General features: G+C 49.3%; 25 protein-coding genes, 1 tRNA gene and 1 other annotated feature. Of the genes, 25 read left to right on the top strand and 1 reads right to left on the bottom strand.

The window, feature by feature from the left end; translation table 11 throughout:
- The first annotated feature begins 22 nt into the window (after positions 1-22).
- The 17 genes from SOW26_RS07495 to SOW26_RS07575 all read left to right on the top strand — a co-directional run bounded on the left by SOW26_RS07495 (position 23) and on the right by SOW26_RS07575 (position 13,455).
- Complete coding sequence (locus SOW26_RS07495) at positions 23-277, top strand: hypothetical protein (RefSeq protein ID WP_320652168.1); 255 nt, start codon at positions 23-25, stop codon at positions 275-277.
- Positions 278-385: 108 nt separating this feature from the next.
- Positions 386-931, top strand: a complete 546-nt coding sequence (gene ispF / locus SOW26_RS07500; RefSeq protein WP_154475977.1) for a 2-C-methyl-D-erythritol 2,4-cyclodiphosphate synthase — start codon at positions 386-388, stop codon at positions 929-931.
- Positions 870-1,961: a GNAT family N-acetyltransferase gene (locus tag SOW26_RS07505; RefSeq protein ID WP_320652169.1), complete on the top strand. Its 1,092-nt coding sequence runs from the start codon at positions 870-872 to the stop codon at positions 1,959-1,961. Before ispF ends, SOW26_RS07505 begins: the two co-directional genes overlap by 62 nt.
- A gap of 50 nt (positions 1,962-2,011) precedes the next feature.
- On the top strand, positions 2,012-2,167 hold the full coding sequence (locus SOW26_RS07510) for a hypothetical protein (protein ID WP_276959823.1): 156 nt from the start codon (positions 2,012-2,014) through the stop codon (positions 2,165-2,167).
- A gap of 161 nt (positions 2,168-2,328) precedes the next feature.
- Complete coding sequence (locus SOW26_RS07515) at positions 2,329-3,027, top strand: CPBP family glutamic-type intramembrane protease (RefSeq protein ID WP_276959822.1); 699 nt, start codon at positions 2,329-2,331, stop codon at positions 3,025-3,027.
- Between the two features lie 33 nt (positions 3,028-3,060).
- A complete protein-coding gene (locus tag SOW26_RS07520; RefSeq protein WP_320652170.1) occupies positions 3,061-4,017 on the top strand; it encodes a CPBP family intramembrane glutamic endopeptidase in 957 nt (318 codons plus the stop codon).
- Positions 3,992-4,218, top strand: a binding site (T-box leader). Its footprint overlaps the gene before it by 26 nt.
- Before the next feature lie 110 nt (positions 4,219-4,328).
- On the top strand, positions 4,329-5,027 hold the full coding sequence (gene epsC, locus SOW26_RS07525; protein ID WP_154475969.1) for a serine O-acetyltransferase EpsC: 699 nt from the start codon (positions 4,329-4,331) through the stop codon (positions 5,025-5,027).
- A 103-nt stretch (positions 5,028-5,130) separates the two neighbouring features.
- On the top strand, positions 5,131-6,537 hold the full coding sequence (gene cysS, locus SOW26_RS07530) for a cysteine--tRNA ligase (RefSeq protein ID WP_154478783.1): 1,407 nt from the start codon (positions 5,131-5,133) through the stop codon (positions 6,535-6,537).
- On the top strand, positions 6,522-6,968 hold the full coding sequence (locus SOW26_RS07535) for a Mini-ribonuclease 3 (protein WP_276959819.1): 447 nt from the start codon (positions 6,522-6,524) through the stop codon (positions 6,966-6,968). The genes cysS and SOW26_RS07535 overlap by 16 nt, the downstream gene beginning before the upstream one ends.
- 2 nt (positions 6,969-6,970) lie before the next feature.
- Positions 6,971-7,741 carry a 23S rRNA (guanosine(2251)-2'-O)-methyltransferase RlmB gene (gene rlmB, locus SOW26_RS07540; RefSeq protein WP_154475965.1) on the top strand — a complete coding sequence of 257 codons (771 nt, stop codon included), beginning with the start codon at positions 6,971-6,973 and terminating at the stop codon, positions 7,739-7,741.
- A 72-nt stretch (positions 7,742-7,813) separates the two neighbouring features.
- Complete coding sequence (pyrH, locus tag SOW26_RS07545) at positions 7,814-8,509, top strand: UMP kinase (protein ID WP_154475963.1); 696 nt, start codon at positions 7,814-7,816, stop codon at positions 8,507-8,509.
- A gap of 24 nt (positions 8,510-8,533) precedes the next feature.
- On the top strand, positions 8,534-9,085 hold the full coding sequence (frr, locus tag SOW26_RS07550; protein ID WP_154475961.1) for a ribosome recycling factor: 552 nt from the start codon (positions 8,534-8,536) through the stop codon (positions 9,083-9,085).
- 85 nt (positions 9,086-9,170) lie between these two features.
- On the top strand, positions 9,171-9,881 hold the full coding sequence (locus tag SOW26_RS07555) for an isoprenyl transferase (RefSeq protein WP_154475959.1): 711 nt from the start codon (positions 9,171-9,173) through the stop codon (positions 9,879-9,881).
- A 3-nt stretch (positions 9,882-9,884) separates the two neighbouring features.
- Positions 9,885-10,688, top strand: coding sequence for a phosphatidate cytidylyltransferase (locus SOW26_RS07560; protein WP_276959818.1), 804 nt, complete (start codon positions 9,885-9,887; stop codon positions 10,686-10,688).
- Positions 10,689-10,802: 114 nt separating this feature from the next.
- Positions 10,803-11,951 carry a 1-deoxy-D-xylulose-5-phosphate reductoisomerase gene (locus SOW26_RS07565; protein ID WP_320652171.1) on the top strand — a complete coding sequence of 383 codons (1,149 nt, stop codon included), beginning with the start codon at positions 10,803-10,805 and terminating at the stop codon, positions 11,949-11,951.
- Between the two features lie 16 nt (positions 11,952-11,967).
- Positions 11,968-12,999 carry a M50 family metallopeptidase gene (locus SOW26_RS07570; RefSeq protein WP_154475953.1) on the top strand — a complete coding sequence of 344 codons (1,032 nt, stop codon included), beginning with the start codon at positions 11,968-11,970 and terminating at the stop codon, positions 12,997-12,999.
- A 9-nt stretch (positions 13,000-13,008) separates the two neighbouring features.
- A complete protein-coding gene (locus tag SOW26_RS07575; RefSeq protein WP_154475951.1) occupies positions 13,009-13,455 on the top strand; it encodes a prepilin peptidase in 447 nt (148 codons plus the stop codon).
- A gap of 130 nt (positions 13,456-13,585) precedes the next feature.
- Here SOW26_RS07575 and SOW26_RS07580 read toward each other — a convergent pair whose 3' ends face one another.
- Complete coding sequence (locus SOW26_RS07580; protein ID WP_276959816.1) at positions 13,586-14,668, bottom strand: endonuclease/exonuclease/phosphatase family protein; 1,083 nt, start codon at positions 14,666-14,668, stop codon at positions 13,586-13,588.
- 50 nt (positions 14,669-14,718) lie between these two features.
- Between SOW26_RS07580 and SOW26_RS07585 the strand changes: the two genes are divergently transcribed.
- The 8 genes from SOW26_RS07585 to SOW26_RS09720 all read left to right on the top strand — a co-directional run.
- The gene (locus tag SOW26_RS07585; RefSeq protein ID WP_154475947.1) at positions 14,719-14,886 is read left to right on the top strand and encodes a hypothetical protein; all 168 of its coding nucleotides are present in this window, start codon (positions 14,719-14,721) and stop codon (positions 14,884-14,886) included.
- Positions 14,887-15,079: 193 nt separating this feature from the next.
- On the top strand, positions 15,080-16,162 hold the full coding sequence (locus tag SOW26_RS07590) for a carbamoyl phosphate synthase small subunit (RefSeq protein ID WP_320652172.1): 1,083 nt from the start codon (positions 15,080-15,082) through the stop codon (positions 16,160-16,162).
- A complete protein-coding gene (gene carB, locus SOW26_RS07595; RefSeq protein ID WP_154475943.1) occupies positions 16,150-19,350 on the top strand; it encodes a carbamoyl-phosphate synthase large subunit in 3,201 nt (1,066 codons plus the stop codon). Before SOW26_RS07590 ends, carB begins: the two co-directional genes overlap by 13 nt.
- A gap of 344 nt (positions 19,351-19,694) precedes the next feature.
- Positions 19,695-19,767, top strand: a tRNA-Thr gene (locus SOW26_RS07600).
- A gap of 144 nt (positions 19,768-19,911) precedes the next feature.
- Complete coding sequence (locus SOW26_RS07605) at positions 19,912-21,576, top strand: glutamine--tRNA ligase/YqeY domain fusion protein (RefSeq protein WP_154475941.1); 1,665 nt, start codon at positions 19,912-19,914, stop codon at positions 21,574-21,576.
- A gap of 4 nt (positions 21,577-21,580) precedes the next feature.
- Entirely contained in the window at positions 21,581-22,981 is a 1,401-nt protein-coding gene (gene pdxR / locus SOW26_RS07610; protein ID WP_154478781.1) for a MocR-like pyridoxine biosynthesis transcription factor PdxR, read from the top strand.
- A 48-nt stretch (positions 22,982-23,029) separates the two neighbouring features.
- Positions 23,030-24,577 carry a cardiolipin synthase gene (gene cls / locus SOW26_RS07615; protein ID WP_154475939.1) on the top strand — a complete coding sequence of 516 codons (1,548 nt, stop codon included), beginning with the start codon at positions 23,030-23,032 and terminating at the stop codon, positions 24,575-24,577.
- Between the two features lie 94 nt (positions 24,578-24,671).
- The coding region (locus SOW26_RS09720) for an adenylosuccinate synthetase (RefSeq protein ID WP_320652174.1) at positions 24,672-24,785 on the top strand (114 nt) is incomplete at its 3' end.

Consider the following 24,785-nt stretch of genomic DNA (forward strand, 5'->3'; position numbering starts at 1 on the left):
AAAACAGGAAGAAACAGATAGAATGGGGAAAGAAGAAAGAAGAAAGAAGAAAGAAGAAAGAGGAGATATTATGCCAAATAAGGGAAGAGAATTACTTAGGATACTGGCAGGAGGATATTTGATTTTTACAGGGGTTCAGTTGGCCAGAAAGGTATTGGCCAGCCATCCGGCACACAGCACGTTCTTTTTGATCGCCAGCGGGGTCTGCGTGGCGGTGGGGATCTGGGCCATAGGGATCTCTGTGAAAGACCTGATTTCCAGAAAAGATGAGGACTGATGACGAAACCTGCGGGAAAATCTGCCGGAAAAGAAGGAGATGGAAGGCGCAGAAAGTCTATGGGAAATCATTACAACAGAGCCTTGGAGATAGAAAAGGAGGAAGAAGATGCGGATAGGAATGGGCTATGACGTTCATCGTCTGGTGGAAGGCAGACCTCTGATACTGGGGGGAGTGACGATCCCCTGGGAAAAAGGTCTTTTGGGACACTCGGACGCAGACGTACTGGTACATGCAGTGATGGACGCCCTGCTGGGAGCGGCGGCGCTGGGAGATATCGGGACACACTTTCCCGATACGGATCCGGCCTATAAGGGAATATCCAGTCTGATGCTGTTAAAGCATGTCAGAGAGCTGCTGGATCAAAATCTGTATATCATTGGCAATATTGACGCAACCATTATTGCGCAGAAGCCAAAGGTAAAACCATATGTACAGGCAATGCGGGAAACCATGGCAGAAGCTTTGGAGATCCAGATCTCCCAGATCAATATTAAGGCGACCACGGAAGAGGGGTTGGGATTTACCGGGGCAGAAGAAGGCATCTCCGCTCAGGCAATAGCAGGTCTGGAGACTGTGGAAAATTATAGCTATGCGGTGGATCCCCGGCAGGCATGCGGCGGCTGTACAGGATGCGGCTGTCCAAAACGGTAAAAAAGGTGTAGCAGGAAACGACAGGAAGAGTGGGAGAAGAAGGATGCGGCTGCGCAGATTAGAAAAAGAAGAGCATGGAACAACCAGGAAACTGTATGAAACAGTCTTTTCAGAGGACAGTAGTTCTTTTGTGGACTATTATTACAAGGAAAAGACAAAGGAGAACCAGATGTATGTGCTGGAAGAAGACGGAGGAATCCGGACGATGCTGCATTTAAATCCTTATCGTATGCAGGTGGGTCCCAGACAGGAGATACTTCACTATATCGTGGCGGTTGCTACGGAAAAGGCGTACCGAAAAAGGGGCTATATGGGCATGGTTTTGAAAAAGGCAATGGAGGAGATGCATCAATCCGGGGAATCCTTTACGTTTTTGATGCCGGCTTCGGAAAAGATCTATGTTCCCTATGGATTTCGTACCGTATATCAGCAATGTAAAAAATATGTGACAGAGGAGGAGGCAAAAGCCGGGGAGGTTGCGGAAGAAAAGGACTGCCGAGAAATGGCAGAAAGGGTGAATGCCTGCCTGGAAGAACGGTATCAGATATATGCCAGACGGGATGAAGGATATTACCGGAGACTTCTGCAGGAATATAAAAGCGACGGAGCTGCGCTGATTTTGTACAGGAAACATGGAATTCTGGAAGACTATGGGATCCTTCTTCCCAAAACAGAGCCTGTGCCATTGAAGAAGCCAAAGATTATGATCCGGATCATACATCTTCTCCGCTTTTTGGAGACCCTGTATCTGAGGCAGGACGTAGACTTTGCTTTGGAAATAGAGGATCCCTGGATCGAGGCAAACTGCGGAAGCGTGTATTTGTCCGGGAAAAAAGGAGGGCTGCTGCAGGTCAAACCAGGTGACAAGGCCGGGAAAGACAGAGTGAAAATCGAGGAGCTGGGAGCCTATCTGTTTGGAGCAATGTCCCTGGAAAGCTGGGCAGGGGAGGCAGGATTTACGCAGGAAACCATAGACGGGCTACAAAGCATTGTGCCGGTTTCCCGGATATTTCTGAATGAAACGGTATAGGGATATAAAAAAGGAAAAAAGCAGATTGTCAGGAGAAACCACACTGGCAGATGGAAACAGAAGTGGTAGATGGCGACAGGAGTTTGGATCGATCAAAAGGCGGCAGGGAGAATTCTCTGCCGTTTCGTTATTTGATCTGCAAGGACTTTGCAGGAAAGGAAGGGGAATCCGCCTGGAAAAAAGAGGGAAAAACAGAAAAAAAGTAGACGGTGGTTAGATGGAGGACAGCCGGCTTTGATAGAATAGGCTCCATAGAAAAATGGCCGGAAGGGAAAAGGATTCCGGAAATCAAAGGAATACGGCAGAGAAGAGGCCAAAATCAGAAAAGCAGCGGAGCCGATCAGAAGGAGAGGAGTCGAAAAAAGAAATGAAACGGGAACAACTGACAACCTTACGTTGGTTTGACATTTTGATCGTGACGATCATCATGTTTGGAGAGGGAATTTATAATTCCACCATACAGTATTTTGCACTGGCAGACCAGACAACAACGCTGGAAGAAAATGTAAGCTTTTCTACCATGCAAAATTATCAGGCGTTGGCCATGCAATCTCTCTGGCTGTTTCTTGCCGTGATGTATCTGCTTTTCAGAAATGTGGACTTTTCGATCTTTCGGGAAAAGATCCGGCTGACTCCCTGGCTCCCTCTGCAGGTTATAGGACTTTTTGCGGTGTCTGCACTGGCGATGGACCTGTATTACCTTGCCAGTCTCAGCCTGGCGGTACCGGTCACACCAAGCATGGAACAACTGCTTGCGGTGCCGGATCTGTCGTTACTCCTATATTCTTTGCTAAATGGTTTTTATGAAGAAATCTTCTTTTTGGGAATCTGTCTGGCGGTGAAGCCCCAGTACACAAAATGGGCGTTTTTGTATTCACTGGTGATCCGCTGCAGCTTCCATACGTATCAGGGACTGGGGAACGGGATCGCGCTTGGGATTCTCCTGGGATGCATTTTCTATGTGCTGTACCGGAAGATGAAACCGGCAAATCTGCTGCCGTTTTTCCTGGCGCATGCCATCGCAGACATGGTGGGACTTTCGATCATTTTCTATTTCTGGAGATAAAAAGACGTATGCTGTGAGAGAAGAAGCGGCAGAATGGAGAAAATTATGGAGTTTACAAGGATAAAAGAAAAAAAGTATCATAAACTGGGGTTTTTATATTTGCCGCTGCTGGGAGGAGTCCTGCTGTTTTTGGCGGAAATCGTCACCGTCGTCTACAGTATGGCTCTGCTGTATCTGCTGCCGGCATCTGACTGGATCCTAACGCTCGTTGAATTGTCCGGGTTTTTGTTCATTACGATGGCAGTGCTTTTATGGGCGCGAAAAGTGGAGAAAATTTCTTGGGAAGAGCTGGGATTTGTAAAAAAGTCAAGTCTGAAACATTTTTTGCTGGGATGGGCGGCAGGAGCTGCGGTTCTGACCGGTTGTGTTCTGCTGATGATATTGCTGGGAGGCGTCAGGATCACCGGCATACAGATCTCACCTCGAATGGTGCTGCAGCTTATGCCTCTTTTGGTAGCTTGGTCCATTCAGGGAAACGCAGAGGAGGTACTGGCAAGAGGATGGCTGCTTTCTTCCGTGGCCAGAAAAAACGGGATATGGTTGGCGATCCTGGTCTCGGCAGTGTTTTTTACGGTCCTTCATTTGGGCAATGACGGAATTTCCTTCTTGCCTCTGTTAGATCTGTTCCTGTTTGGTGTTTTTGCTGCGCTGTACCGGATGAAAACAGGAGACATCTGGGGGATCAGCGGCTTTCACGCGGCATGGAACTGCTTCCAGGGAAACGTTTTTGCCTTTCCGGTCAGCGGGACGGCAGTGGGAGAAGCCTTTATCAAAGTGACTCCCGGCGGAAACTCCTGGATATCGGGAGGCAGCTTTGGGGTAGAGGGAAGCCTGATCAGCATTCTGGTGCAAAGTGTTTTGATCGTGTGGCTGATTTATTCTCTATTTTTCAAACGGAAGAAAGAGAACAATTCAAACACAAGAATTGACAAAAGCAGCGCTTTACCGTATGATGTTGAAAATGGGAAAGGCGTTGAACGGAAAGAGTAGCAGCGTGAAATCTGACAGAGAGGAAGTGCCGCCGGCTGAGAGCATCTCCAAGAGGAAACCTGTGAAGTGCCTCCGCAAGCTGATCTGATGAAAGGGATGGATTTCTGAGTAGTTGGATACGGGTTACACACGTTACGTGTCTTAAGGTGGAGAATGTCAGATTCTCTAAAAGAGTGGAACCGCGGGAACCCCGTCTCTTCAGGCAAGAGGCGGGATTTTTTTGTTTTATGGAACTTTTAAGAAGTCCTGTGCGAAAGAAGTGACAGTGCGGATTCCGAGACTAGAATGTTTGGGACAGAGGAGAGAAGAAAATGGGAGTGCTTTCTTACATCAGAGATGAAATCCAGGTGATCCGGGAGCGGGATCCTGCCATCAAGTCCAATTGGGAAGTGATCTTATATCCTAGCTTTAAAGCGATCCTGCACTACAGAGTGGCACATTGGCTGTATAAAAGAAAGAGATACTTTTGGGCCCGCTGGGTCTCCCAAAGAGGCGTCCGCAAGACGGGGATCGAAATACATCCGGGAGCAACCATAGGAAAAGGGCTGTTTATCGATCATGGAAGCGGAGTGATCATCGGAGAGACGGCAGAACTGGGAGACAATATCACCCTATATCAGGGAGTGACGCTGGGAGGAACGGGAAAAGAAAAGGGAAAACGCCACCCTACCCTCCGGGATAATGTGATGGTCAGTGCAGGCGCAAAGGTACTGGGTTCTTTTACTATCGGAGAAAATTCCAAGATCGGAGCGGGGGCAGTGGTACTGGAGGAAGTTCCGCCAGATTGCACGGTGGTGGGAGTGCCCGGAAGGATCGTCCGGAGGAAAGACAAGAAGATCCCCCGGATGGAGATGGATCAGATCCACCTGCCCGATCCTATTGCAAGTGATATCGACCATCTGAGAAAATCCAATCAGACTTTGTGTATGCGGGTAAGAGAGCTGGAAAGTCAGTTGAAAGAAGAGAAACGGCGTGCCACAGAAAGCACCGGACTTCCCAAGGAAGAATAGGCCGGGGGAAAACCCGGAGAAGAAAAGAGCAGAAAAAGAAACGGCAGAAAGAAATGACAGAAAAGAGCGTCAGGAACAGATGCCGGTAAAACAGGAGGAAATGATGAAAATATACAATACATTATCTAAGCAAAAAGAAGAGTTTATCCCGTTAGAGGAAGGAAAGGTAAAGATGTATGTCTGCGGACCCACTGTATACAATTTTATTCATATTGGGAATGCCAGACCGATGATCGTGTTTGACACGGTAAGAAGATATTTTGAATACAAAGGCTACGAGGTCAACTACGTTTCCAATTTCACGGACGTGGATGATAAGATCATTCGGAAGGCCAACGAGGAAGGAGTATCCTGTGACGAGATTTCCGAACGCTATATTGCAGAATGTAAAAAAGACATGGAAGGCATGAACATCAAACCAGCCACCAAGCATCCCCGGGCAACGGAAGAGATCGGCGGAATGCTGTCTATGATAGGAAATCTGATAGATAAAGGATACGCCTATGAAAAGAATGGGACAGTGTACTACAGGACCAGAAAATTTTTAGAATACGGGAAGCTTTCCCACAAAAACCTGGATGATCTAAGAAGCGGAGAACGTTCCCTTCTGGTAAGCGGCCAGGATGAGAAGGAAGATACCCTGGATTTTGTACTGTGGAAGCCGAAAAAGGAAGGAGAGCCTTTCTGGACCTCCCCCTGGAGCGACGGACGCCCGGGCTGGCACATTGAGTGTTCGGAAATGTCGAAAAAATACCTGGGAGAGGAGATCGATATTCATGCCGGAGGGGAAGACCTGGTATTTCCTCATCACGAGAATGAGATCGCGCAGAGCGAGGCGGCAAACGGAAAGACCTTTGCCAGATATTGGATGCACAATGCCTTCCTGAATATTGACAATCGTAAAATGAGCAAATCACTGGGGAATTTCAGAACGGTACGGGAGATCAGCCGGCAGTATGACCTTCAGGTGCTGCGGTTTTTTATGCTGAACGCTCACTATAGAAGTCCGCTGAATTTCAGCGCAGATCTGATGGAAGCGTCAGGAAACGGTCTGGAGCGGATCAAAAATGCTGTGAGCAATCTGGAATTTTCGGCAAAGCATGCAAAGAAGGAAGGACTGACGGAGGAAGAAGGAAAGCTACTGGAAACGGCAAGGGGATACAGCGCAGGATTTGAGGCGGCAATGGAAGACGATTTTAATACGGCGGACGCCATTGCTTCTGTGTTTGAGCTGGTGAAGCATGCCAATACTACCGTGACGGAAGACAGCACCGCTTCCTATATCCGGGAGATCCTGGAACAGATCCTGAAACTGACAGATGTTCTGGGGCTGATCGTGGTACAGGAAGAAGAGATTCTGGCAGAGGAGATCGAGGCGCTGATCGAGGAACGGCAGCAGGCGCGTAAAAACAGAGACTTTGCAAAAGCAGACGGGATCCGGGATCAGCTACTGGAAAAAGGGATCATCCTGGAGGATACCAGAGAGGGTGTAAAATGGAAAAAAGCGTAGAGTGGCAGCTGGAGGACTGCATGAAGGAGATGTTTTCCCTGGAAGACAGGGATATCCGGGAATACTCTCCTTTGGCTCTGGCCTACATTGGAGACAGCGTATATGACCTTATCATTAAATCTCTGGTATTGAACCGGGGAGGAAGGCAGGTAGGGAAGCTGCATCAGGATACCAGCCGTCTGGTACAGGCGTCTGCCCAGTCCAAGATGATGCGGATCCTGCAGGAAGAGCTGACGGAAGAAGAAAGAGGAGTATACAAGCGGGGAAGAAATACCCGCAGCGTTTCCACGGCAAAAAATCAGTCTGTGACAGATTACAGGAGAGCCACAGGCTTTGAAGCCCTGATAGGCTATCTCTATCTGAAAAGAGAGTGGAAAAGGCTGCTGCTGCTGATCAAACAGGGATTAGACTTTTTGGAGGAAGAAGGATAGAAATGGAAAAACAAAGAGAACAGAAAGAACCCCTTCCGGTTCAGGAAAACCTGATAGAGGGGCGAAACGTGGTCCTGGAGGCGCTTCGCTCCGGTCAGAGTGTGGACAAGCTCTATGTTCTGGAAGGGTGCAAGGACGGTCCGGTTATGACGATCCTGCGGGAAGCAAAGAAGCAGCAGGTACCGCTGCAGCAGGTATCCAGGCAGAGACTGGATCAGCTGTCTGAAACGGGAAGGCACCAGGGCGTTTTAGGCTATGTATCGGCCTACCCCTATAAAGAGGTGGAGGAGATGCTGGAAGCGGCAAGAGAAAAAGGGGAGGATCCTTTTTTGATCTTTCTGGATGGCGTAGAAGATCCTCATAATCTGGGGGCGATCATCCGAACGGCAAATCTGGCGGGAGCACATGGAGTCGTGATACCGAAAAGAAGGGCGGCGGGGCTGACGGCAGCGGCGGCAAGAGCTTCGGCGGGCGCAGTCTGCTATACGCCGGTGGCAAGAGTGACCAACCTGAAAAAAACCATGGAAGAGCTGAAGGAGAAAGGACTCTGGTTTGTATGTGCGGACATGGAAGGAGATTCCATGTACCGGGTGGATCTAAAAGGACCGTTGGGACTGGTACTGGGAAACGAGGGAGAAGGGGTCAGCCGGCTGGTAAGAGAAACCTGCGACTTTAAGGCTTCTATCCCCATGAAGGGAAATATCGATTCTCTCAACGTATCTGTGGCGGCAGGCGTGCTGGCCTTTGAAATTTTACACCAAAGAAATAAGTAATATTCCCTTTTTCTTTTCCGTATGGTATACTCTGTTACAGATAAAATGAAAAAAAGACCAAGGAGTAGGACGATGAAGAGAGTATTACTGAAACTCAGCGGGGAAGCGCTTGCCGGAGAAAAGAAGACAGGGTTTGACGAGAAGACCTGTCTGGAAGTGGCACGGCAGGTAAAGGAGTTGACAGATCAGGGAATCCAGGTGGCGATCGTGACCGGAGGGGGGAACTTCTGGCGCGGACGTACCAGCGAGACTATCGACCGGGTAAAGGCAGACCAGATCGGAATGCTGGCAACGGTCATGAACTGTATTTATGTTTCGGATATATTCAGATTTGCAGGAATGAAGACGGAGGTATTCACTCCCTTCGTATGCGGGGCGTTTACCACTTTGTTTTCCAAAGACCGAGCAGTAGAGGCTCTGGAGAGCGGAAAGGTCATCTTTTTTGCAGGAGGGACCGGGCATCCGTACTTCTCTACAGATACAGGAGCCGTTTTGCGCGCGATCGAGATAGAAGCGGATGCCATGCTTCTGGCAAAAGCTATCGACGGGATCTATGACAGTGATCCCAAGGTCAATCCGGATGCAAAGAAATACGAGGAGATCTCCATACAGGAGGTACTGGACAAGCAGTTGATGGCGGTAGATCTGACTGCATCGATTCTTTGTATGGAGCAGAAGATGCCCATGCTGGTATTTGGACTGAATGAGCCTGACAGTATTACGGAAACGATGACGGGAAAGTTTTCCGGGACGAAGGTGACTGTATAGGCAGACGAGGAAGGAGAGCGGACAATGAACGAGAAATTGCAGGTATATGAGGAAAAGATGAAAAAAACCATGGGGAATCTGGAAGGAGAGCTGGCGGCTATCAGAGCCGGACGCGCCAATCCCCATGTACTGGATAAGATCGTAGTGGACTATTACGGAAGTCCGACGCCCATTCAGCAGGTGGCTAACGTATCGGTTCCGGAGGCAAGAATGATCCAGATCCAGCCATGGGACAAGAGCATGGTAAAAGCCATTGAAAAGGCGATCCAGGTTTCGGATCTGGGGATCAATCCTACCAACGACGGGACGATGATCCGTCTGGTGTTTCCGGAGCTGACAGAGGAAAGAAGAAAAGAACTGGTAAAGGATGTAAAGAAAAAAGGGGAGGCTGCCAAGGTGGCGATCCGCAACATCCGCAGAGATGGCAACGACCATCTGAAAAAACTGAAAGGCTCGGACGTATCAGAAGATGAGATCAAGGATATGGAAGACGAACTGCAGAAAGTGACGGACAAGTTTGTAAAGAACGTAGACAAGGCTGTAGAAGAGAAGTCAAAGGAAGTCATGACTGTATAGGGAAGAGGATGGAGGACAGGACAGTGTGCGGCACTGTCCTCGTTTTTGCAATCACCTCCGGCAATGAAAAAGATGGGAGAGGCATATGAGTATACCGCAGCATGTGGCGATTATTTTAGATGGCAACGGAAGATGGGCAAAGCAAAAAGGAATGCCGAGAAACTACGGACACGCCCAGGGAAGTAAAAATGTGGAAAAAATCTGTGAGGAAGCATACCGCATGGGGATCGAATATCTGACGGTATATGCATTTTCCACAGAGAACTGGAGCCGCCCCAAAGAAGAGGTGGACGCCCTTATGAAGCTTCTCAGAGGGTATATGAAGACCTGCCTGAAGACGGCAGAAAAAAATCGCATGAAGATCCGTGTGATCGGGGATATCAGCAGACTGGATGAAGATATCCGGGAACGGATTCGGGAATTGGAAGAGGCAACGAAAGAAAATACAGGACTGAAATTCCAGATCGCCATCAACTACGGAAGCCGTGATGAGATCGTGCGGGCTGTCAGAAAAATAGCAGCAGATTGTGCGACGGGAAATCTGAAGGCAGAGGAGATTACGGAAGAGACGGTATCTTCCTGTCTGGATACCAGGGGGATCCCGGATCCGGATCTTTTGATCCGGACCAGCGGAGAATTACGTTTGTCCAATTATCTGCTGTGGCAGCTGGCTTACACAGAATTCTATTTTACCCAGGTTCCGTGGCCGGCGTTTTCCAAAGAGGAGCTACAGAAGGCTGTCCGGGCTTATGAAGAAAGAAGCAGACGCTACGGCGGGGTGAAGGAGGAAGAATAGGAGATGTTTAAAACAAGACTGCTAAGCGGGATCGTGCTGGTGCTGCTTTTGATCGGAGTGGTAGGATACGGGGGGAATATTTTATTCGGGACCCTTCTTGTGATCAGTCTCACGGGGATGTGGGAGCTGTATCGTGTGGCGGACATGGAGCGAAGCCTTCTGTCCTGTGCAGGATACGCATCGGCGCTTTTGTATTATGGAATGCTGTATCGCTTTGGAACCAGGTTTATGGCATTTTTTCTGGTGCTTTCCCTGGTAATGATACTGGGTGTTTATGTTTTTTCTTTCCCGAAATTCCGGGCGGATCAGGTGACAATGGCCTTTTTTGGAGTGTTCTATGTGGCGGTGCTGCTTTCCTTTGTATACCAGACACGAATGTTCCCGCATATGGGAAAAGCGATGGTATGGCTGATCTTTCTGAGCTCCTGGGGATGTGACACCTGTGCATACTGTGTGGGCGTACTGTTTGGAAAGCACAAAATGGCGCCCAAACTCAGTCCAAAAAAATCTGTGGAAGGCGGGATCGGCGGTGTGGCAGGAGCTGCGCTTCTGGGACTTTTGTACGGGTATGTGACTATCAGGCTGGGGGTATCCAGGGTAGATCCTCTCCACTGTGCGTTCATCTGCGGGGTAGGCGGCATGATCTCCCAGATTGGAGACCTGGCGGCGTCTGCCATTAAAAGAAATTATGAAAAAAAGGACTATGGCACACTGATCCCGGGACATGGAGGCATTCTGGACCGGTTTGACAGCGTGATTTTTGTGGCACCGGTTATTTTTTACCTGCTGGTCATCCTGACAAGATAGGGGAAAGACAGAAGCGGATGTATCAGAAGAAAGAACTTTCCAATGTCCGAAAAGGAGGAGACGGAAGACGGCTTCCGGAAACAAAAACAAGGCGGGACAGATAAAGGAGAAGCAATGAAACAGATAGGGATTTTAGGCTCTACCGGTTCCATAGGGACGCAGACCTTGGAAGTGGTACGCAGCAGAAACGATATCCGGGTATGGGGACTTGCGGCGCGGGGCAATATCAGGCTGCTGGAGCAGCAGATCAGAGAATTTCGTCCCAGGCTGGTGGCAGTCTGGGAGGAAGAAAAGGCGAAAGATCTCAGAGAGCGGACGGCTGATCTGGATGTGGAGATCCAAAGTGGAATGGAAGGGCTTTGCGCCGTTGCAGTGATGCCCGAGATACAGCTTTTGTTCACGGCAGTCGTGGGAATGATCGGGATCCGTCCCACCATTGCAGCCATAGAAGCCGGAAAGGATATCGGACTGGCCAACAAGGAGACGCTGGTTGCGGCAGGTCATATCATTATGCCCCTGGCAAAAGAAAAACAGGTTTCCATCCTTCCGGTGGACAGTGAGCACAGCGCTATTTTCCAGGCACTGCAGGGAAATGAAAAAGAGGAGGTGAAAAAGATCCTCCTGACAGCGTCGGGCGGACCTTTTCGCGGGAAAAAAAGAGAGGAACTGAGACATATTCAGGTGGAAGATGCTCTTCGCCACCCCAACTGGGAGATGGGCAGGAAGATTACCATAGACTCTTCTACCATGATCAATAAAGGTCTGGAGGTGATAGAGGCAAGATGGCTGTTTGACGTCCTGCCGGAAAACATACAGGTAGTGGTCCAGCCGCAGAGCGTGATCCATTCCATGGTAGAATACAGGGACGGCTCTGTGATGGCGCAGCTTGGTACGCCGGATATGAGACTTCCCATCCAGTACGCCCTTTCTTATCCTCACAGGTGGGAGCTTTCAGGAGAGAGATTGGATTTCTGGACGCTTTCCCGACTGGATTTTGAAAAACCGGATCTGGAGACCTTTCAGGGACTGAGGCTGGCATACGAGGCCGGAAGAAGAGGAGGAAGCCTTCCTACCGTGCTGAATGCGGCGAACGAGCTGGCGGTTGCACGGTTTTTGGAGAAAAAGATAGGGTATCTGGACATTGCGGATCTGATCGAAGGCTGTATGGCATGTCACAGATTCATAGAAGATCCGGATCTTGCACAGATTTTGGAAACAGAAAAATGGGCGCACGAAGAGGTGGAAAGACGGATCGGAAGATAGAAGGAGGACAGAGCGTTTGGGAATCATCTTGGCAATTTTAATCTTTAGCTTTATTATATTGTTTCATGAGCTGGGACACTTTCTGGCGGCCAAAAAGCAGGGGATCCAAGTGTTTGAATTTTCTCTGGGACTGGGCCCTACCTTGCTTTCCAAAGAATACAAGGGGACAAAGTACTGTCTGAAGGCGCTGCCCTTTGGAGGCTCCTGCATGATGGGAGAGGATGAAGGCGATTCAGAGCTTCAGGGAAATTTTCAAGAGAAATCCGTATGGGGCAGAATGCTGGTCATTGCGGCAGGCCCTCTCTTTAATTTTATCCTTGCCATGATCCTTGCAGTGGTGCTGGTGGGAATATCCGGTTACGACAGGCCGGTGATAAAATCGGTGGAAGAGGGGTATCCGGCAGCGGAAGCGGGGATCCGGGCGGGAGATACCATATTGAAGATGGGAGATAAAACCATCCATCTGTATCGGGAGATCCCTATTTATAACCGCTTCCATCAGGGAGAAACGGTAACGGTCACTTATCTGCAAAAGGGGGAGAAAAAACAGGCACAGCTGACGCCGAAGCTGGACGAAGAGGCAGGGTATTACCGCATCGGAATCGGAGGAGGCGCCGTCCAGAAAGCCAATCTGCGGACCATGTTCCAGTATGGCTGGTACGAAGTAAGATTCAGCGTTTCCAATACGCTGGAAAGCCTGAAAATGTTGTTTACGGGAAAACTTAGCGTAAAAGAATTGTCCGGACCGGTGGGAATCGTAAATGTAGTAGATAATACCTATCAACAGAGCAAATCCTATGGGATAAAGATAGTTGCGGCGCAGCTGCTGAGCATTGCAGTCCTTTTGTCTGCCAACCTGGGCGTTATGAATCTTTTGCCGCTTCCGGCTCTGGACGGAGGAAGACTGGTGTTTCTGATTCTGGAAGCCATACGGGGAAAACGGATCGCTCCGGAAAAAGAGGGGTATGTTCACCTGGTAGGGATCATTCTTCTTCTGGGATTGATGATCTTTGTTCTGTTTCAGGATATTTACCGGATATTTTTTTAAGGAGGACGATTGGAGAATCACATCTTTGCTGTTGTGTGGATCTGCCTGGGCATGGCGTCCTATGAAGACCTGCGAGACAGAAGAGTCCGGGAGGGCTGGATCTGGTGTATTGCAGGAGCAGGGATAAGCCGCCTCTGGCTGGGAGAGGGGAAGGAAGCGTGGGATGTCCTGCTGGGAGGCTGCGTTGCCTTCCTGCTGTTTGTGCTGATCCTTCTGTGGTTTCCGGGCGCTTTCGGAGGAGGCGATGTGAAGCTGTACGCAGCGGCGGGGCTGTCGCTGGGGCCGGTGGGAGCAGGCGTGGGATTGGCTGTAGCGATTTTGACGGCGGGAGTGGCGCTTCTTCTGTCGCCTTCCTTCCGGGAACAGAAAGAGATCCCTTTTGTTCCTTTTTTGAGTGTAGGAATCTTCCTGGGATTTTGTTTTGGAGAACAGATACAAAACTGGTATCTTTCCTGAACAGGAAAAGAAAATCGTATATTCGATCACACATACTGAATCAGGAAGGAGCAGGAGGAAACCTGAAAGAACGCCCTTTTCCGGAAACCGCAGTCGATGCAGGATCCGGAGAAAGGGCGTTTTTGAACGGCTAGTTTTCTAACCGGAATGTAACGACAACCGGTTCGTGGTCCGAGTAGGCATATCCGGTATTTTTATTCTCGTAGGTAATACAGGTGATGTTGTCCGAGATGATGAAACCGTCCAGAGTGACGGTGTAGGTTTTCCCTTCCACATAAGGCATGTCGGCGTTTCGCGCGCTGTTCCAAAGGCGTTCCTTCTCCTGAGAAGAAAGGGTATCCATACAGAAAGAAAAATGCCGGGGAAGACTGGTTCTGGGGAAGGGATAAGCCCAGGAGGCGCGATCTTCTGCCTGTCCTTCCTCAGCCTTAAGATCATGGTTAAAATCTCCGCCGCACAGGACATAATTGCCGGCTGCATATTCCTTCTTCATGTCTTCTGTGAGCATCCCTACCTGAGCGGTACGGATCTCATCGCTGTTTCCATAGGCAGACAGATGGAGATTGAAAATGACAAGCTCTTTGCCGTTGTCTACCGGGATTCGGGAAATGGTGTAGCACCGGTCCAGATCAAACAGCTTGGAAAAGCCTGTGGAGATGGGAAGGCTCCTTCTTTCGGAAGAAAGAATGCCGTATCTGGAGAAGGTGGACAGACCTGCTTTGTTTTTGCCGTGAGGCTGCTGCAGGGGATACATCAGAAAAGGAGAATCATAGTTGACCCCAAATGCACTGTGATACTCCGGCAGAGCCTGTTTTAAAAGCTGATACTGATCCACATGGTAGCTGCGGGTTCCGTCCAGGTCGATCTCCTGGATCAGGGCAAAATCCGGATGGATGTCTCCTACCAGGGCGCCGGCCTGCTTTACGGCATTCGTGACACTGGCTTTGGATTTTCCCCAGGAGTATTTTCCCCCGTCCATAAAGAAGCTGTAATCGGGAAGATAAGCGCCGAAACCGATATTGTAGGTTACCGCCGTATATTCCTTTCCCGCCGTCAGAACAGTTTCTGACTGGGGGCTCTCTGCTGTTTCCGGTGTCAGGTCCTGATGATCCGGAATCCTGTGGTAAGATAAGAAAACGTAGGCGACGTATCCTGCGACGGTCAGCGCAAGGATACCGATGGCGATCCCCAGCCATTTTAATACTTTTTTCATGTTAAAAACCTCCCTGTTATGATTATCTCCATCATACCACAAACAAGAGAGTGGGCAAAGAAGAAGCTGTTGGAAACAGCTTAGAAATTGCCTGGAAGCGATTTGGAAATTGTTTTTTGGAAAAATCAAAAATTCTATTGAAAAAGAAAACGCTTTATAGTATAATCTCTACAATTTGGGCAGATATAACTGTTTCAGAGAAGCATCCGGAAGGATAAGGCGGTTTTGTGTCTGCACAGACTGCCTTTTATTTTGCAGAAAAGTATCCCCTGTGAAAAAGGACTCCGCAGGGAGAGGGCACGGCGGAACAGGCTGGTTAGGAAAAAACGGTCTGCTGCAGGCAGAGGATCCTGTCTTGCAGGATTCTCTTTTAGGGAAAAACAGGAGACAACAGAAAGGAATGGTGAAGGAATGAAAGCATTTCTGATACTGGAGGACGGAACTGTGTTTGAAGGGACGGCCATAGGGGCGAAAAAGGACGTGATCAGTGAGATCGTATTTAATACCTCCATGACCGGTTATCTGGAAGTTTTGACGGACCCCTCTTATGCAGGGCAGGCAGTCATTATGACGTATCCTCTGATCGGCAATTACGGAGTTACGCCGGACATGGAATCCGGGAGGGCATGGCCGGACGGATACATCGTCAGAGAACTTTCCAGAACGCACAGCAATTTCCGGAGTGAAGGAAGTATTCAGGAGTTTTTGGAAAAAGAAGGCGTCCCGGGAATTGCAGGAGTAGATACCCGCAGCCTGACGAAACTTCTAAGAGAAAAAGGGACGATGAACGGGATGATCACTACAGATCCCTCCTATTGTCTGGAAGAGGTGGTCAGGCAGCTAAGAACACACCGGATAGATTCTGTAATGGAGCAGGTTACCTGCAAGGAGATCTATACGGTATCGGGACAAGGACTGAGAGTGGCTTTGATGGATTTCGGAGCCAAGGAAAATATGATACGTTCCTTAAAGAAAAGAGGGTGTGAGGTGACGGTATATCCGGCATTTACACCGGCAGAGCTCATCATTCAAAATCATCCGGACGGGATCCTGTTATCAAACGGACCTGGCGATCCGGAGTCTTATACATCTATTATCGAGGAAGTCAGAAAACTCTATCATACCGATATTCCCATTTTTGCAATCTGTCTCGGACATCAGCTGATGGCGCTGGCAAACGGGGCAAGCACCTACAAATTGAAATACGGACACCGCGGAGGCAACCATCCTGTAAAAGATCTGAGTACCGGGAGGGTTTATATCTCTGCCCAAAATCACGGATATGCAGTAGATCCGGATACCATGGATCCAAAGATCGCGAAAGAATCCTTCTGCAATGTCAACGACGGAACCAATGAAGGACTGGAGTATGTGGGGAAATCCATTTTTACCGTCCAGTTTCATCCGGAAGCCTGTCCGGGACCGCAGGATCTGGATTACCTGTTTGACAGATTCATCGAGAGAATGAAAGGAGAAACGTCATGCCAAAGATAGCATCCATTAAAAAAGTACTGGTACTGGGATCGGGACCCATTGTGATCGGACAGGCGGCGGAGTTTGATTATGCGGGAACGCAGGCGTGCCGTTCTCTCAAGGAAGAGGGAATCGAAGTCGTTCTTCTAAATTCCAATCCGGCTACGATCATGACGGATAAAGATATTGCAGACCATGTCTATATTGAACCGCTGACGTTTGAAGTCGTAGAGCAGCTGATTAAAAAAGAAAAACCGGACAGCATCCTGCCGACGCTGGGGGGCCAGGCGGCCTTGAACCTGGCGATGGAGCTGGAGGAAAAGGGAGTTCTGGAAGAAAATCAGGTGCGTCTGATCGGAACCACATCGGAAACCATTAAAAAAGCGGAAGACCGGTTGGAATTTAAAACAACCATGGAAAAAATCAAGGAGCCCTGCGCAGCTTCCCTGGTGGTGGAGTCGGTGGAAGAGGGAGCGGCCTTTGCCGAAAAAATCGGATATCCGGTAGTGCTTCGTCCGGCGTATACCCTGGGGGGGAGTGGGGGCGGGATCGCACACAACCGGGCGCAGCTGGAAGAGATCCTGGCAAACGGACTCAGGCTTTCCCGGGTAGGGCAGGTGCTGGTGGAGCGCTGTATTTCCGGTTGGAAGGAGATCGAATATGAAGTGATGCGGGATGCGAAAGGCAACTGCATCACCGTCTGCAATATGGAAAATCTGGACCCGGTGGGCGTACACACAGGGGACAGTGTGGTGGTGGCGCCCTCCCAGACGCTGGGAGATAAAGAATACCAGATGCTTCGGAGTTCTGCCCTGAACATCATCAGTGAACTGAACATTACAGGCGGCTGCAACGTTCAGTATGCGCTGCATCCGGACACCTTTGAATATTGTGTGATCGAGGTGAATCCCAGAGTCAGCCGTTCCTCTGCGCTGGCTTCTAAGGCAACCGGCTACCCCATAGCAAAGGTGGCCGCCAAGATCGCCTTGGGATATACCCTGGATGAGATCAAAAACGCCGTAACGAAAAAGACCTACGCCAGCTTTGAGCCGATGCTGGATTACTGTGTGGTAAAAATGCCGCGGCTTCCTTTTGATAAGTTTTTAAATGCCAAAAGAAGCCTGTCTACGCAGATGAAGGCAACCGGAGAAGTCATGAGCATCTGTGACAATTTTGAAGGAGCTTTGATGAAAGCCATCCGTTCCTTGGAGCAACACGTAGACAGCTTGCTGTCCTATGATTTTTCAGAGGTGGAAACGGAAGAACTGATGGAATCCATGAGGACCACGGACGACCGGCATATCTGGAAGATCGCAGAGGCCATCCGAAGAGGAATTTCAAAGGATCAGATCTACGAAGCTACAAAGATGGACAGGTGGTTTCTGGACAAGATCGCCTGCCTGGTGGAGATGGAGGATCGGCTGAGAACAGAAGAACTGACAGAAGGACTATTAAGGGAAGCCAAGCGGGTAGAATTTCCGGATTCCGTGATCGCCGCATTACGGGGAGTAACGGTAAAAGAGATAGAGCAAAAGAGGAAAGTGATGGGGATCACCGCCGCCTACAAGATGGTAGACACCTGTGCGGCAGAATTTGCGGCAGAAACACCTTACTATTATTCGGTGTACGGCAGTGACAACGAGGCGATAGCAGAATCCGGAAAAAAGAAGGTGCTGGTGCTGGGATCCGGACCTATCCGGATCGGGCAGGGGATCGAGTTTGATTTCTGCTCGGTGCACTGTACCTGGGCATTTGCAAAGGAAGGTTATGAGACCATCATCATCAACAACAACCCGGAGACGGTAAGTACGGACTTTGACATTGCAGATAAGCTGTATTTCGAGCCGCTGACGCCGGAAGATGTGGCAAACGTGGTGGAACTGGAACGTCCGGATGGAGCGGTGGTACAGTTTGGAGGGCAGACCGCCATAAAGCTGACGAAGGCGCTGATGGAAATGGGAGTGACTATTCTGGGAACTTCCGCCGAAGATGTGGATGCTGCCGAAGACAGGGAACTGTTCGACAAGATCCTGGAAGACTGTGAGATACCAAGGCCTAGTGGTGGAACGGTATTTACGGCAGAAGAGGCAAAAGAAGTGGCAAACAGGCTGGGGTACCCGGTGCTGGTCCGCCCCTCCTATGTGCTGGGAGGACAGGGGATGCAGATTGCTATTAATGACCATGACATCGAAGAATTTATGGGGATCATCAACCGGATCGCACAGGATCATCCCATTCTGGTAGACAAATATCTTCAGGGAAAAGAAATCGAAGTAGATGCGGTCTGCGACGGAGAGGAGATCCTGATCCCGGGAATCATGGAGCATATTGAACGGGCGGGAATCCATTCGGGAGACAGTATCTCCGTCTACCCGGCACAGAGTCTTTCAGAAAAGGCAAAGGAGAAGATCGGAGAGTATACCAGGAGACTGGCAAAATCCCTGCATGTGGTGGGTCTGATCAACATTCAGTTTATTGTGTGCGAAGAAGAGGTATATGTGATCGAGGTGAATCCAAGATCCAGCCGGACAGTTCCCTATATCAGCAAGGTAACGGGGATCCCTATCGTGCCGCTGGCAGTAAAAGCCATGACAGGTCACCGGTTAAAAGACCTGGGATATACGGCGGGCCTGCAAAAAGAAGCAGATTATGTGGCGGTCAAAATGCCGGTATTTTCCTTTGAAAAGATCAGAGGTGCGGAAATCAGTCTGGGACCGGAAATGAAGTCTACCGGAGAATGTCTGGGGATCGCGCCGACTTTTGACGAGGCTTTGTATAAAGCGTTTCTGGGAGCGGGAATCCGCCTTCCCAAGTACAAAAATATGATCATAACAGTCAGGGATGCAGACAAAGAAAAGGCAGCAGAGCTGGGAAAGAGGTTTGAAGCGTTTGGATATCGGATCTTTGCCACCAGAGGAACAGCTGAAGCCCTGCGAGACAGGGGAGTCAAGGCAGATCAGATCAACAAGATCGAGCAGGAATCCCCCAACCTGATGGATCTGATCCTGGGACACAGGATCGACCTGATCATTGATACGCCCCAGCAGGGAGCAGACCGGTCGGAGGATGGATTCCTGATCCGGCGAAGTGCCATTGAAACAGGAGTTCACGTGCTGACAGCCATTGATACGGCAGAGGCTCTGATCGGAAGCCTGGAAAGTACCACAAAAGGGCAGATGGATCTGGTGGATATTGCAGAACTAGGATAGCGGAAAAGAGGGTGGAAAGAAGAGGAATCTGCCAATGGAGCTTTAAAAGAAAAGGATGGATACAGATGAAGCTGTTCCCATGAATAGAATTAATACGATTAGTGAAAAAATAAGATAAGAGCAGATTGGCAAACATCGTAAGAAACAAGAGAACAGGTACTGTCGCGCAGACGGGCAAGGGATCTGTGTGACAGTGCCATTTTCATGTGAGCGTACTAGCAGAAACTATGAAAAAATCAACCAGACAGAAAAAAGACAGAAGAAAGTCAGCTGAAATAAAAGAAAGGATATTGACAAAGCCCGGATATTTATTGTATAGTACTACTGTTGCAGATTTCATATGTGCTGCCTTGGCTCAGTCGGTAGAGCGTCGCCTTGGTAAGGCGGAGGTCGGCGGTTCAAGTCCGCTAGGCAGCTTGCAAAAGTAGGGTCTTTTTCGTAAGAAGGAGGCTTTATTTTTTTGAGGTTTCACAAGACAAGAAAAATCCCGGAAAGATTGTCTTACGCTTTTTTCTGTGGTAAGATAAATCCCAGTAAGTAATGAGATTCAGGAGGAAAAGTATGGGAGAAGCAGCAGTTTCCAAAAATTTTATCGAGCAGGAGATCGACAAGGATCTGGCAGAAGGAGTCTACGATACCGTGTGTACCAGATTTCCGCCGGAGCCCAACGGATATCTTCATATAGGACACGCCAAATCCATTTTATTGAACCATGGGCTGGCACAGAAATACAAAGGAACCTTCCATCTGAGATTTGACGATACCAATCCCTTAAAAGAGGATATGGAGTTTGTAGAGTCCATCAAAGCGGATGTGGAGTGGCTGGGGGCCGACTGGAAAGAGCACCTTTATTTTGCCTCCGATTATTTTGAGGCCATGTATGAGTGCGCCGTAAAGCTGATCAAAAAAGGGAAGGCGTTCGTATGTGATCTGTCGGCAGAAGAGATCCGGCAGTATCGCGGCACCCTGACGGAAGCCGGGAAGAACAGCCCTTATCGTGACAGGAGCATAGAAGAAAATCTGAAGCTGTTTGAAGAAATGCGCAGGGGAGTATACAAGGACGGAGAGAAGGTACTGCGTGCCAAGATCGACATGTCCTCTCCCAATATTAATATGCGGGATCCGGTGATCTACCGGGTAGCGCACCTGACCCATCATAATACGGGCGATACCTGGTGCATTTATCCCATGTACGATTTTGCACACCCCATCGAGGATGCGGTGGAGAAGATCACGCATTCTATCTGTACTTTGGAATTTGAGGATCACAGACCTCTGTACGACTGGGTGGTCAGGGAATGTGAATTCTCTCCGGCTCCCCGACAGATCGAATTTGCCAAGCTGTATCTGACCAATGTGGTAACCGGAAAACGATATATTAAAAAGCTGGTGACAGACGGGATCGTGGACGGCTGGGATGATCCGAGGCTGGTGTCCATAGCGGCGCTTCGCAGGAGAGGATTTACGCCGGAATCCCTGAAGATGTTCGTAGAACTGTGCGGGGTATCCAAAAGCAACAGCTCTGTGGACTATGCTATGCTGGAGTACTGCATCCGGGAAGATCTGAAAATGAAGAAACCCAGGATGATGGCAGTCTTGGATCCCATCAAGCTGGTGATCGATAATTATCCCGAGGGGAAAACAGAGGAGCTTTGTGTGGAAAACAATCTGGAAAATCCGGAGCTGGGAACCAGAAAGCTTCTGTTTGAAAGGGAGTTGTACATTGAGCGGGAAGACTTTATGGCGGAGCCGCCAAAGAAGTACTTCCGCCTGTTTCCGGGGAACGAAGTCCGCCTGATGCACGGATATTTTGTCACCTGCACCGGCTATGAGGCGGATGATGACGGTACGATCCGGGTGGTGCACTGTACCTATGATCCGGAAACCAAATGCGGAAGCGGATTTACAGGAAGGAAGGTAAAGGGGACCATCCACTGGGTGCCGGCGTCTTCCTGCAAGGAGGCGGAAGTCCGTCTGTATGAGAATCTGGTGGACGAAGAAAAGGGTGTCTACAACAAGGAAGACGGCTCTTTGAACCTGAACCCCAATTCCCTGCAGGTACGCAGGTGCTACGTGGAGGACAGCTTCGAGGAGGCAAAAGCCTATGACAGCTTCCAGTTTGTGAGAAACGGATACTTCTGCATCGACGCAAAAGATTCCCGAAAAGAGCATCTGGTCTTTAACAGGATCGTATCCCTGAAGTCTTCTTTTAAATTACCAAAATAAGATGATGAATGAATTGACGATAAATCTGAATCCGGAAAAAGCAGCGCCGCTGTATGAACAGATTTACGAATATATCCGCAAAGATATTCAAAGAGGGCAGCTTACCGTTGGGGCAAGGCTGCCCTCTACCAGAGCTTTGGCACAGTATCTGGAAGTCAGCAGAAGCACCGTTGTGCTGGCATATGAACAGCTTCTGTCGGAAGGATATATTGAATCGCGGCCATGCAAAGGGTTTTTTGTAGCAGAAATAGAGGGACTTTATCAGCTTTCGACAAAGGAAGTCCGCTTCCGGACGAAGCTGGAGAAAAAAGAAACGGTGGAGTTTGATTTTTCCCCCAGTGGCGTGGATCTAAACAGCTTTCCTTATTCGGTATGGAGAAAGCTGTCAAAGGAAGTGCTGCTGGATGCCAGAGCAGAACTGTTCCGGGTGGGAGATCCTCAGGGAGAACCGGGATTTCGCAGAGCGATCTGTACATATCTGCATCAGGCAAGAGGCGTGGTATGTACACCGGAGCAAGTGATCGTGGGAGCGGGAAGCGACTGTGTGCTTTTGATCCTTTCCCTGATCCTGGGGAGAGATCGGGTGATAGCCTTTGAAGATCCGGCATACCGACAGGCCTATCGTCTGGCGAAAGGTATGGATTATGACACGATTCCCGTGGAAATGGACAGGCAGGGAATGCAGGTATCCAAACTAAGGCAGACGAAGGCGGACACGGCATATGTGACCCCCTCCCATCAGTTTCCCACAGGAGTTATTATGCCGCTGGGACGACGGATGGAGCTGCTGAAATGGGCGGGAGAACGGGAAGGAAGATACATCATAGAAGACGACTATGACAGTGAATTTCGCTACAAGGGGAAACCGATTCCGGCTCTGCAGGGATACGACAGGCAAGGAAGAGTGATCTATCTGGGCACTTTTTCAAAATCCATCGCTCCGGCGATTCGGTTAAGCTACATGGTCCTGCCGGAACCGGTGTTAGAAGAATACCGGAAAAAAGCCCGGTTTATACAGTCTACCGTTTCCAAAGTGGATCAGATGATCGTGCAGAGATTTTTAGAGGAAGGATACTACGAGAGACATCTAAATAAAATGCGCGCCGCCTATAAAGGCAGGCATGACGTGCTGTTGGAGGAGATGAAGGCGCTGCTCCCGGTATGCAAGGTGGAAGGGGAACACAGCGGGGTACACATTTTGCTACGTTTCTCGGAAGGCTACAGGGAGGAAGAGCTGATCCGAAAAGCCGGGGAAAAAGGAATCCGGGTCTATGGACTTTCCGGATTTTATATCGGGAGGAAAAAAGAAACGGAAGCCGTGCTGCTTTTGGGCTACGCGACCTTAACGGAAGAAGAAATCCGGCAGGCGGTGCGAAGACTGAAAGATTGTTGGAAAGAGGAATAAAAACCGATGGAAAGAAGGAAGAGACAAGGAAGAAAAAAGGAAAAGGATATGAAGAAACGGGCCAAAAGCGGTCTGCTTCGTGTTGTGTTCAGCCGTATCGGGATCATGGCCGTTCTCCTTCTGCTTCAGATCTGGATCTTTGTGGGCAGTATCTATTTTTTGAAAATGTATGCGCCGTACATTTATGGAGCATTGATCATTGTGGAAGTAGTGGTGCTGATCCAGTTGATCAATTCCAGCGGGAATCCGGAGACGAAGATGACCTGGATGCTGGTGGTTTTGATCATTCCGGTGTTCGGAGCGCTGTTTTACCTGTTTGTAAAATCGCAGCTGGAAAGCCAGTTTCTAAAACGGAGACTGACGACCCTGAAGATCGAGACGGGAGAGTACACCAGGCAGGAGGAGGAAGTGGTAAAAGCACTTTGGGCAAGCCGGTCAGCCAATGCCCAGCTTTCCTACTATCTGTCAAACCGTCTGGGCTTTCCCACCTACCGCAACACGGAGGCCAGATACTTTCCTTCCGGTGAGAAAAAATTTGCGGCAATGCTCCATGAACTGGAAAAGGCGAAGAAATTCATCTTTCTGGAATATTTTATCGTGGAAACAGGATATATGTGGAATTGCGTGCTGGACATCCTGAAGAAGAAGGCGGCGGCCGGCGTAGAAGTGAGGTTTATGTATGACGGAATGTGTTCCATCTCCATGCTGCCATACGACTATCCGTCCCAGCTGAAACAGTACGGGATCCGCTGCAAGATCGTAAACAAGCTGAAACCCTTCCTGTCTACCATTCAGAATAACCGGGACCACAGAAAAATCTGTGTGATTGACGGAAAGGTGGCATTTACCGGAGGCGTGAATCTGGCGGATGAGTATATCAATCGGAAAGAGCGGTTTGGTCACTGGAAGGATACGGCGGTGATGCTGCGGGGAGAGGCGGTACAAAGCTTTACCATGATGTTTCTGGAAATGTGGAACGTAGACGAGAAGACTACGGAGAACTATGAGGCCTATCTGTCGCCGAAAAGCGCCGGACTCCGGCGGGAATGGGGATATGTGATCCCTTACGGAGACAGTCCGTTTGACAACGAAAACGTAGGCGAGGAAGTGTATTTCCACATTTTGAACCATGCCAAGAAATATGTGCACATCATGACGCCTTATCTGATCCTGGACAATGAGATGATGCGGACGCTGACTCGGGTGGCTAAAAGTGGGATTGAAGTGATCATCATCATGCCCTCCATCCCGGATAAGTGGTATGCCTTTATGCTGGCAAAAACCTACTACAAAGAACTGATCGAAAGCGGCGTGCAGATCTACGAATACCGACCGGGCTTTGTCCATGCCAAGGTGTTTGTATCTGACGGCGATACAGCGACGGTGGGAACCATCAACCTGGATTACAGGAGTCTGTATCTTCATTTTGAGTGCGGAACCTTTTTGTACAACAATTCCGAGATTGAAAAAATCGAGGAGGATTTCGGGCGGACACTTCTGAAGTGTCATAAAGTAACGCTGATGGAAGTAAAAAATATGAGTCTGTTTTCCAAAATAGCGGGGCGGATCCTGCGGCTGACAGCGCCGCTGATGTAGAGAAATTTTGTTTTACAGATGAAATAATATGTAGTATAATGCACACGTTGAGTCAAAGGATGAAGGAACAAGGCAGTGATGCAGGAGGAATAATATGGTAAAAGCAGTCGTGGGAGCGAACTGGGGAGATGAAGGAAAAGGGAAGATCACCGATATGCTAGCAAAAAAGGCTGACATCATCGTAAGATACCAGGGAGGAGCAAATGCG

The sequence above is a fragment of the Suipraeoptans intestinalis genome, assembly GCF_034091795.1.
Classification (GTDB): domain Bacteria; phylum Bacillota; class Clostridia; order Lachnospirales; family Lachnospiraceae; genus Suipraeoptans; species Suipraeoptans intestinalis.

Bases quoted from the DNA above. Each gene is read 5' to 3' on its own strand.
- SOW26_RS07495 (WP_320652168.1), top strand. From the start codon at position 23: ATGGGGAAAGAAGAAAGAAGAAAGAAGAAAGAAGAAAGAGGAGATATT.
- ispF (WP_154475977.1), top strand. From the start codon at position 386: ATGCGGATAGGAATGGGCTATGACGTTCATCGTCTGGTGGAAGGCAGA.
- SOW26_RS07505 (WP_320652169.1), top strand. From the start codon at position 870: ATGCGGTGGATCCCCGGCAGGCATGCGGCGGCTGTACAGGATGCGGCT.
- SOW26_RS07510 (WP_276959823.1), top strand. From the start codon at position 2,012: ATGGAAACAGAAGTGGTAGATGGCGACAGGAGTTTGGATCGATCAAAA.
- SOW26_RS07515 (WP_276959822.1), top strand. From the start codon at position 2,329: ATGAAACGGGAACAACTGACAACCTTACGTTGGTTTGACATTTTGATC.
- SOW26_RS07520 (WP_320652170.1), top strand. From the start codon at position 3,061: ATGGAGAAAATTATGGAGTTTACAAGGATAAAAGAAAAAAAGTATCAT.
- epsC (WP_154475969.1), top strand. From the start codon at position 4,329: ATGGGAGTGCTTTCTTACATCAGAGATGAAATCCAGGTGATCCGGGAG.
- cysS (WP_154478783.1), top strand. From the start codon at position 5,131: ATGAAAATATACAATACATTATCTAAGCAAAAAGAAGAGTTTATCCCG.
- SOW26_RS07535 (WP_276959819.1), top strand. From the start codon at position 6,522: ATGGAAAAAAGCGTAGAGTGGCAGCTGGAGGACTGCATGAAGGAGATG.
- rlmB (WP_154475965.1), top strand. From the start codon at position 6,971: ATGGAAAAACAAAGAGAACAGAAAGAACCCCTTCCGGTTCAGGAAAAC.
- pyrH (WP_154475963.1), top strand. From the start codon at position 7,814: ATGAAGAGAGTATTACTGAAACTCAGCGGGGAAGCGCTTGCCGGAGAA.
- frr (WP_154475961.1), top strand. From the start codon at position 8,534: ATGAACGAGAAATTGCAGGTATATGAGGAAAAGATGAAAAAAACCATG.
- SOW26_RS07555 (WP_154475959.1), top strand. From the start codon at position 9,171: ATGAGTATACCGCAGCATGTGGCGATTATTTTAGATGGCAACGGAAGA.
- SOW26_RS07560 (WP_276959818.1), top strand. From the start codon at position 9,885: ATGTTTAAAACAAGACTGCTAAGCGGGATCGTGCTGGTGCTGCTTTTG.
- SOW26_RS07565 (WP_320652171.1), top strand. From the start codon at position 10,803: ATGAAACAGATAGGGATTTTAGGCTCTACCGGTTCCATAGGGACGCAG.
- SOW26_RS07580 (WP_276959816.1), bottom strand. From the start codon at position 14,668: ATGAAAAAAGTATTAAAATGGCTGGGGATCGCCATCGGTATCCTTGCG.
- SOW26_RS07590 (WP_320652172.1), top strand. From the start codon at position 15,080: ATGAAAGCATTTCTGATACTGGAGGACGGAACTGTGTTTGAAGGGACG.
- carB (WP_154475943.1), top strand. From the start codon at position 16,150: ATGCCAAAGATAGCATCCATTAAAAAAGTACTGGTACTGGGATCGGGA.
- SOW26_RS07605 (WP_154475941.1), top strand. From the start codon at position 19,912: ATGGGAGAAGCAGCAGTTTCCAAAAATTTTATCGAGCAGGAGATCGAC.
- pdxR (WP_154478781.1), top strand. From the start codon at position 21,581: ATGAATGAATTGACGATAAATCTGAATCCGGAAAAAGCAGCGCCGCTG.
- cls (WP_154475939.1), top strand. From the start codon at position 23,030: ATGAAGAAACGGGCCAAAAGCGGTCTGCTTCGTGTTGTGTTCAGCCGT.